We start from the raw sequence: 7,625 nt of genomic DNA on the forward strand, positions 1-7,625 counted from the left end.
GGGCCTCGCCGACCGGGCCGCCGGCGACGGCGAACTCGCCCGCATGCTCACCGACTACGCCCGCGAGCGGACGGCCGCCGGCCGCGCCGTACCGGCGGACCTCGACCGGATCCTCGCCCTGACCCGCAAGGAGGTGTGATGCGCATCTTCGACCCGCACATCCACATGACGTCCCGCACGACCGACGACTACGCCGCCATGTACGACGCGGGCGTGCGTGCCCTCGTCGAGCCCTCCTTCTGGCTGGGGCAGCCGCGCACCTCCCCGGAGAGCTTCTACGACTACTTCGACTCGCTGCTCGGCTGGGAGCCCTTCCGCGCCGCCCAGTACGGCATCGCGCACCACTGCACGCTCGCCCTCAACCCCAAGGAGGCCAACGACCCGCGCCTCCTGCCGGTGCTGGAGGAGCTGCCGCGCTACCTGCTGAAGGACCACGTCGTCGCCGTCGGCGAGATCGGCTACGACTCCATGACCCCCGCGGAGGACCACGCGCTGGCCGCCCAGCTGGACTTGGCCGCCGACCACGGGCTGCCCGCCATGGTGCACACCCCGCACCGCGACAAGGCCGCGGGCCTCGCCCGCACGCTCGACGTCGTACGCGAGTCCAGGCTCGCGCCCGAGCGCGTCATCCTCGACCACCTCAACGAGACGACGGTGGCCGCCGCCCGGGACAGCGGCTGCTGGGCGGCCTTCTCCATCTACCCCGACACCAAGATGGACGAGGACCGCATGGTCCGCATCCTGCGCGAGTACGGCACCGAGCGGATGCTCGTCAACTCCGCCGCCGACTGGGGCAAGAGCGACCCGCTGAAGACCCGCAGGACCGCCGACGCCATGCTCGCCGCCGGCTTCACCGACGCCGACGTCGACAAGGTGCTGTGGCAGAACCCCGTGGAGTTCTACGGCCAGAGCGGCCGGCTGGAGCTGGAGCCGGAGAAGCCGGAGTCCGGCGGCGCCACGTACGAAGGGAACTCCATCCTGCGAGGGGGAAGCTGAGCCATGCGCTTCCGACACCCCGACGGCTCCCTCGTCCATCTCGCGTACTGCACCAACGTGCACCCCGCCGAGGATCTCGACGGGGTGATGGCGCAACTGCGCGACCACGCCGAACCGGTGCGCCGCCGCCTCGGCCGCGACCGGCTGGGCATCGGCCTGTGGCTCGCGCGCGACGCCGTGCGCACCCTCGGCTCCGACCCCGCCGCGCTGCGCCGGCTGAAGAAGGCCCTCGACGCGCGCGGCCTGGAGGCCGTCACCCTCAACGGCTTCCCGTACCAGGGGTTCGGCGACGAGGTCGTCAAGTACCGCGTCTACCGCCCCGACTGGACCGAGCCCGCGCGCCTGGACCACACCGTCGAGCTGGCCCGGCTGCTCGCCGTCCTGCTGCCCGACGACGTCACCGAGGGCACCATCTCCACCCTCCCGCTCGCCTGGCGCACCGACTTCGACGACGCCGCCCGCAAGGCGTCGCTGACGGCGCTGGGCACCCTGGCCGCGCGCCTCGACGCCATCGAGGAGCTGACCGGCCGCTCCATCCGCGTCGGCCTGGAGCCGGAGCCCGGCTGCACGGTCGAGACCACGGCGGACGCGGTCGCCGCGCTCACCGCGGAGGGCGCGCCGCCCCCGGAGCGTATCGGCGTCTGCGTCGACACCTGCCACCTGGCCACCTCCTTCGAGGACCCGGCCACCGCCATCGCCGGCATCACCGGCGCGGGCCTGCCCATCGTCAAGTCGCAGCTGTCCGCGGCCCTGGTGGCCGACCGGCCGGCGGAGCCGGGGGTACGGACCGCGCTGGCCGCCTTCGCGGAGCCGCGGTTCCTGCACCAGACCCGGATCCGCGCCGCAGACGGCTCCGTACGCGCCACCGACGACCTCGACGAGGCCCTGGCCGGCGGCCTCCCCGACGACGGCCCCTGGCGCGCCCACTTCCACGTACCGCTGCACGCGCCGCTGGAGCCGCCGCTGACGGCGACGACGCCGGTGCTCGAAGAGACACTGGCGCGCCTCGTCGGGGGTCCCGCGCCGCTGACGCGGCACCTGGAGGTGGAGACGTACACCTGGCAGGCGCTGCCCGCACACCTGCGGCCGCGCAGCCGCGCCCAGCTCGCCGACGGCATCGCCGCCGAGCTGTCCGTCGCCCGCGACCTGCTCACCTCGCTCGGCCTGAAGGAGCTGCCATGACGCCCCCGAAGCGGCTGGTCGTCGTCGACGTCGTCGGCCTCACGCCGCGTCTCCTCGACCACATGCCCCACCTCCGCGCGCTGGCCGACACCGGCTCGAACAGCGCGCTGACGCCGCCGCTGCCCGCCGTCACCTGCACCGTGCAGTCGACGATCCTCACCGGCGCGCCGCCGGCGGAGCACGGGATCGTCGCCAACGGCTGGTACTTCCGCGAGCTGGGCGAGGTCTTCCTGTGGCGTCAGCACAACGCGCTCGTCGGCGGCGACAAGCTGTGGGAGGCCGCCCGGCGCGCGTACCCCGGCTACACCGTGGCCAACGTCTGCTGGTGGTACGCGATGGGCATGGACACCGACTACGTCGTCACCCCGCGCCCCGTCTACTACGCCGACGGCCGCAAGGAGCCCGACTGCTACACCCGGCCGCCGGAGCTGCACGACGAACTGACCGCCGCCTTCGGCACGTTCCCCCTCTTCAACTACTGGGGCCCGACGGCGAGCATCGCCTCCTCGCAGTGGATCATCGACGCCTCGCGGCACATCCTCGACGCGTACAGCCCCGACCTCACCCTCGTCTACCTCCCGCACCTCGACTACGACCTCCAGCGCTACGGCCCCGACGACCCGCGCTCGCACGCCGCCGCGCGCGAGCTGGACGACGCGCTGGCGCCGCTGCTGGCGGACGCGCGGGCGGCGGACGCCGAGACCGTGGTGCTCTCGGAGTACGGCATCACGCAGGCGGCCCGGCCGGTGGACGTCAACCGCGCGCTGCGCAAGGCCGGGCTGCTGGAGGTCTACACGCAGGACGGGATGGAGTACCTGGACCCGTGGGCGTCGCGCGCCTTCGCGGTCTCCGACCACCAGATCGCCCACGTCTACGTCCGCGACCCGGCCGACACCGAGGCCACCCGGGAGATCCTCACCAAGCTGCCGGGCGTCGCCGACGTCCTCTCCGACTCCGGCAAGAAGGCCCACGGCCTGGACCACCCGCGCGCCGGCGAACTGGTCGCGGTGGCGGACCAGGACGCCTGGTTCACGTACTACTACTGGCTCGACGACGACCGTGCCCCGGACTTCGCCCAGCTCGTCGACATCCACCGCAAACCGGGCTACGACCCCGCCGAACTCTTCATGGACCCCACCGACCCGTACGTACGTCTGCGGGCCGTGTCCGCGATCGCCCGCAAGAAGGCCGGGATGCGCTACCGCCTGGCCGTCGTCCCGCTCGACCCCGCCCCGGTGCGCGGCACGCACGGCCGCCTCCCGGACGACGAGCGCGACGGCCCGGTGCTGATCACCACCCGGCCCGGGGCGACCTCGGGCCCCGTACCGGCGACCGACGTGAAGTCCCTGCTGCTGTCGCTCGCCGGCCTCGACTAGCCGATCCGCCCGTCAAGGAGCACTGCCATGTCCACCAAGAACAGCGAAGAACTCGACCACGCCGTCAACAGACGCAGATTCCTCGGCGTCGCGGCCGGCACCACCGCGGCGGCGATAGCCGGCACCGCGAGCGCGCAGGCGCACGGCGGCGGGCACGGCCACGGCCGCCCCGTGGTTCCCCGGGGCAACCTGGGCATCCAGCTCTACACCCTCCGCGACCAGGTCGGCACGGCCGGCTTCGGCAAGGTCTTCGCGGCGCTGGAGCGCTACGGCTACGACCAGGTCGAGTACGCCGGCTACACGCAGGGCAGCGGGCCCCTCACCCTGCCGGCGCTCCGCCGCCTGGCCCGCGACCACGGCCTGCGCGGAATCGGCAGCCACGTCGCGTACCACGTCGGCGACCCGGCGGGCTACTCCTTCGCGACCAGCCTGGAGCAGGTCCTCGACGACGCCGAGGCCCTGGACCTGCCGTACGTCGGCACCTGGGACGGCCCGTTCCGCTACGGCAGCACGGTCGACGGGGTCAAGCGCGCGTCCGCCGAGTTCAACGCCTACGGCGCGGCGGCCCGTCGCCGCGGCATGCGGTTCTACCAGCACAACCACGGCAACGAGTTCGGCTTCTGCACCGACGACCCGACCGTGCGCATCTACGACCTGATGCTGGCCGAGACCGACCCGGACCTGGTGTTCATGGAGATGGACATCTACTGGGCCTACACCGGCGTCCACCGCTTCAGCGTCCGCCCGGACGGCACCCCGGCGCCGTTCGACCCCGTGGACTACGTCACGGATGCCCCGCGGCGCTTCCCGCTGTTCCACGTCAAGGACGGCGAGCACGACGAGGCGTCCCAGGACGGCTACCACATGACCGACGTGGGCGACGGCGACATCGACTACCGGCGCTTCATCGGCACGGTCAGCCGCGGCCGCCACCGCAAGTACCACAACTGGCTCGTCGAACGCGACGACGCGGTGGACCCCGCCACGAACCCGGCCGGCTCCTTCGCCACCGCCCGCCGCTCCGCCGCCCACCTCCACCGCCTCCGCGCCTGACCCCACCCCCTCTCCCACCGCACCCTGTGCCCCGCTCGCCCGGGACCCCCCGGTCCGCCGCCCCACCGGCGGGCCGGGGCCAGGACCGTCACCATCCGCGATCCGCGGCCACGTTCCGTAACCAAATACCGGTGCGAACCGCCCCTGAATCCTTGGTATCGTTGGCCGTGCCCCGCGGCCCTCTGCCGCGGCACGGCAAACCGGTCCGGGTGGCGGAATGGCAGACGCGCTAGCTTGAGGTGCTAGTGCCCGTTAAGGGCGTGGGGGTTCAAGTCCCCCCTCGGACACATCATCACCCCACGCTCGCCCGTCGGCGGGCAGGCGTCATCGGCACCCGGGCCTCACCTTGAGTGAGGACGGGTGCTTTTTGCTGCGCCCGTCCCCCGGTGGCGTCGCGCCGGCCCTCGCCAGGGGTATCGACCCGCCGCCCGCTCGCCCCGCACCCGGCGCGCCCGGCTTCCCCGGCCGGGGCGAGGCCGACCGGCGATGGGCCCGCAGGTGAGCGGGCCGGAGTGGATTGGTCTTCTTCCGGCATTGACGTGGACACGCTTCGAGCCTACCTTCCGTCCGGAAGACCGGTCACTGTTCGAGATTACGAACCAACTGCCCCCGGTAAGGAGCCACATGTCCCTACCGCCATCCATACCGCCTGGTCCACAACCGAGTCGCCGACGTCTGCTCGGCTCGGCCGCGGGGCTCGCCGGGCTCGTCGCGCTCACCGGCGCGGGCGCGGCCGGCACGGCGAGCTGCGCCGCACCCTCCTCCGTGGCGTCCGGCAAGACGTCGCTGCGCTACTGGCACCTGTTCGGCGGCGGTGACGGCGTCACCATGCAGGCGATGCTCGACGCGTTCGAAGCCGAGCACTCCGGCATCGCACTGGACGCTGCCCAACTGGAATGGGGGGCGCCGTACTACACCAAGCTCGGCATGGCCGGCGCCGGGGGCCGGGCACCCGAGGTGGCGGTGCTGCACCTGGCGCGGCTGCCCGGCTTCGGTCCCGGAAAGCTGCTGGACGCATTCGACCTCGACCTGCTCGCCGAGTACGGAGTACGCCCCGGGGACTTCCCGGCGGAGATCTGGGACCGCGGCACCATCGGCGGCGAGCAGTACGCCGTACCGCTCGACACCCACCCCCTCGTGCTCTACTACCAGACTGAGATCTGCGAGCAGGCGGGGCTGCTGCGGGCGGACGGGCGGATCAGGACCCTGGAAGGCGCAGGGGAGTTCGTCGACGCGCTGCGCGCGATCCGCCGGGTGACCGGCCGGCCGCCGCTGGTCATGGAGACCACCGGCGCGGACGCGGCGGGCCCGGCCCGGGTCTTCGCCACCTTCTACGCGCAGACCGGCGGCACCCTGCTGGACGACACGGGCACCCGCCTCACCCTCGACGAGGACAAGGCCCTGCGCGTGCTGGAGTTCATGCGCATGCTCACCCACGACGGCCTCGCCGTCCGCGTCGCCGACTACCAGGGCAGCGTCGGGATCTTCAACGCGGGCGAGACGGGCTTGGCCCTCAACGGCGACTGGGAGGTCAGCACGTATCTGGAGACCGGGCTGCCGTTCTCCATGGCCCCGGTGCCGAACCTCTTCGGCCGTCCCGCCGCCCAGGCCGACTCCCACTCCTTCGTCCTGCCGCACCAGGAGGACCGCGGCGGCGAGCGCAACCGCGCCGCCCACCGGTTCGTCGCCTGGATGCTCACGCACTCGGCCGACTGGGCCCGCGGCGGGCACATACCCGCGTACACCCCCACGCTCAGCAAGCCCGCCTACCTGAAGCTGGAACCGCAGTCCGAGTACCGCCACGTGATCGACTACGTCGCACTGGACCCGCCCGCCTGGTTCGCGGGCTCCGCCTCCCTCATGTGGCTGGAGCTGGGGCACATCTTCTCCGGAGTGTTCACGGGGTCCCGCACGCCAGAAAGCGCCCTGGCCGAGGCCGCGGCGGGCCTGAGGAAGCTGCTGGACACGCCCAGTCCGCTCGGCGACGTCCCGGCCCCGGCGGGTGATCAGACGTGACCGCACCCACGCGGACCGAGCGGGACACCGCCGCCGCGCGCGACGCAACGGGCGGCTCCGCACCCGTACCCGGCGGCACCGCCATCCGGCACAGCCGCTTCGAGCACGGGCTGATGTTCGTCGCGCCCTTCCTCGCCCTCTACGCCCTCTTCCTGGTCTGGCCCGTGGTGCTCGGCATCAAGATGAGCCTGACCAGCGACAACATCACCGGCAGCGGCGGCGAGTACGTCGGGTTCGACAACTACACCGAGGCGCTCTCCGACCCCGACATGTGGGAGGCGCTGTGGCAGACCGTTTGGTTCACCCTCCTGTCCACGGTGCCGCTGGTACTGCTCGGCCTGGTGATGGCGCTGCTTGCGCACGGCCTGCGGTTCGTGGACTGGCTGTGGCGGCTGAGCTGGTTCGCGCCCTACCTGCTGCCTTCCGGCGTCGTCGGGCTCCTGTGGCTGTGGATCATCTATCCCGCCGACTTCGGCCTCGCCGACCAGGTGCTCGCCGAGTTCGGCCTGCACCCGGGCATCGGCTGGCTCACCGACCCGCAGTACGCGATGCTCTCCATCGTGCTCACCACCATCTGGTGGACAGTGGGCTTCAACTTCCTGCTCTACCTCGCGGCACTGCAGTCCATCCCGCAGCACCTCTACGAGGCGGCCGAGCTGGACGGTGCGAGCGCCTGGCAGCGCCTGTGGCACCTCACCCTGCCGATGCTGCGGCGCACCACGGGAGTGGTGGTGATCCTCCAGTTGCTGGCCTCGCTCAAGATCTTCGACCAGGTCTACATCATGACCCAGGGCGGACCGGACGGCGCCACGAAGACGACCTTGCTGTACGTCTTCGAGGAGGGCTTCACCGGCTACCGGATCGGCTACGCCTCCGCCGCCTCGTACATCTTCTTCGCCCTGATCGTCATCGTCTCCCTCATCCACCTGCACCTCGCCCGCAGGACACGGCAGGAGAGCACCCCATGAGCGCTGCGGCCGACACCTCCCGCCGGGACCCGGT

The 7,625-nt window shown here is 72.2% G+C and carries 6 protein-coding genes, 1 tRNA gene and 1 pseudogene; all 8 read left to right on the forward strand.

The genetic code is table 11. The features are described from left to right. Positions 1-139 (forward strand): annotated as a pseudogene (locus tag H5J30_RS36610) (EboA domain-containing protein); the annotation flags it as partial. After that, on the forward strand, positions 139-996 hold the full coding sequence (locus H5J30_RS11550; RefSeq protein ID WP_181787344.1) for a TatD family hydrolase: 858 nt from the start codon (positions 139-141) through the stop codon (positions 994-996). The pseudogene H5J30_RS36610 and the gene H5J30_RS11550, both read left to right, overlap by 1 nt. A 3-nt stretch (positions 997-999) precedes the next feature. After that, positions 1,000-2,178 (forward strand): metabolite traffic protein EboE, encoded by a 1,179-nt coding sequence (gene eboE, locus H5J30_RS11555; protein WP_181787345.1) that lies wholly within the window; start codon positions 1,000-1,002, stop codon positions 2,176-2,178. After that, positions 2,175-3,554, forward strand: a complete 1,380-nt coding sequence (locus H5J30_RS11560; RefSeq protein WP_181787346.1) for an alkaline phosphatase family protein — start codon at positions 2,175-2,177, stop codon at positions 3,552-3,554. Before eboE ends, H5J30_RS11560 begins: the two co-directional genes overlap by 4 nt. A 27-nt stretch (positions 3,555-3,581) precedes the next feature. Continuing rightward, a complete protein-coding gene (locus H5J30_RS11565; RefSeq protein ID WP_181787347.1) occupies positions 3,582-4,607 on the forward strand; it encodes a sugar phosphate isomerase/epimerase family protein in 1,026 nt (341 codons plus the stop codon). Between the two features lie 203 nt (positions 4,608-4,810). Then, a tRNA-Leu gene (locus H5J30_RS11570) sits at positions 4,811-4,894 on the forward strand. Between the two features lie 388 nt (positions 4,895-5,282). Beyond that, positions 5,283-6,623: an extracellular solute-binding protein gene (locus H5J30_RS11575; protein ID WP_181787349.1), complete on the forward strand. Its 1,341-nt coding sequence runs from the start codon at positions 5,283-5,285 to the stop codon at positions 6,621-6,623. Next, positions 6,620-7,591, forward strand: a complete 972-nt coding sequence (locus H5J30_RS11580; RefSeq protein WP_181787348.1) for a carbohydrate ABC transporter permease — start codon at positions 6,620-6,622, stop codon at positions 7,589-7,591. Before H5J30_RS11575 ends, H5J30_RS11580 begins: the two co-directional genes overlap by 4 nt. Positions 7,592-7,625: the final 34 nt, after the last annotated feature.

The organism is Streptomyces phytophilus (genome assembly GCF_013870535.1).
Taxonomy (GTDB): domain Bacteria; phylum Actinomycetota; class Actinomycetes; order Streptomycetales; family Streptomycetaceae; genus Streptomyces; species Streptomyces phytophilus.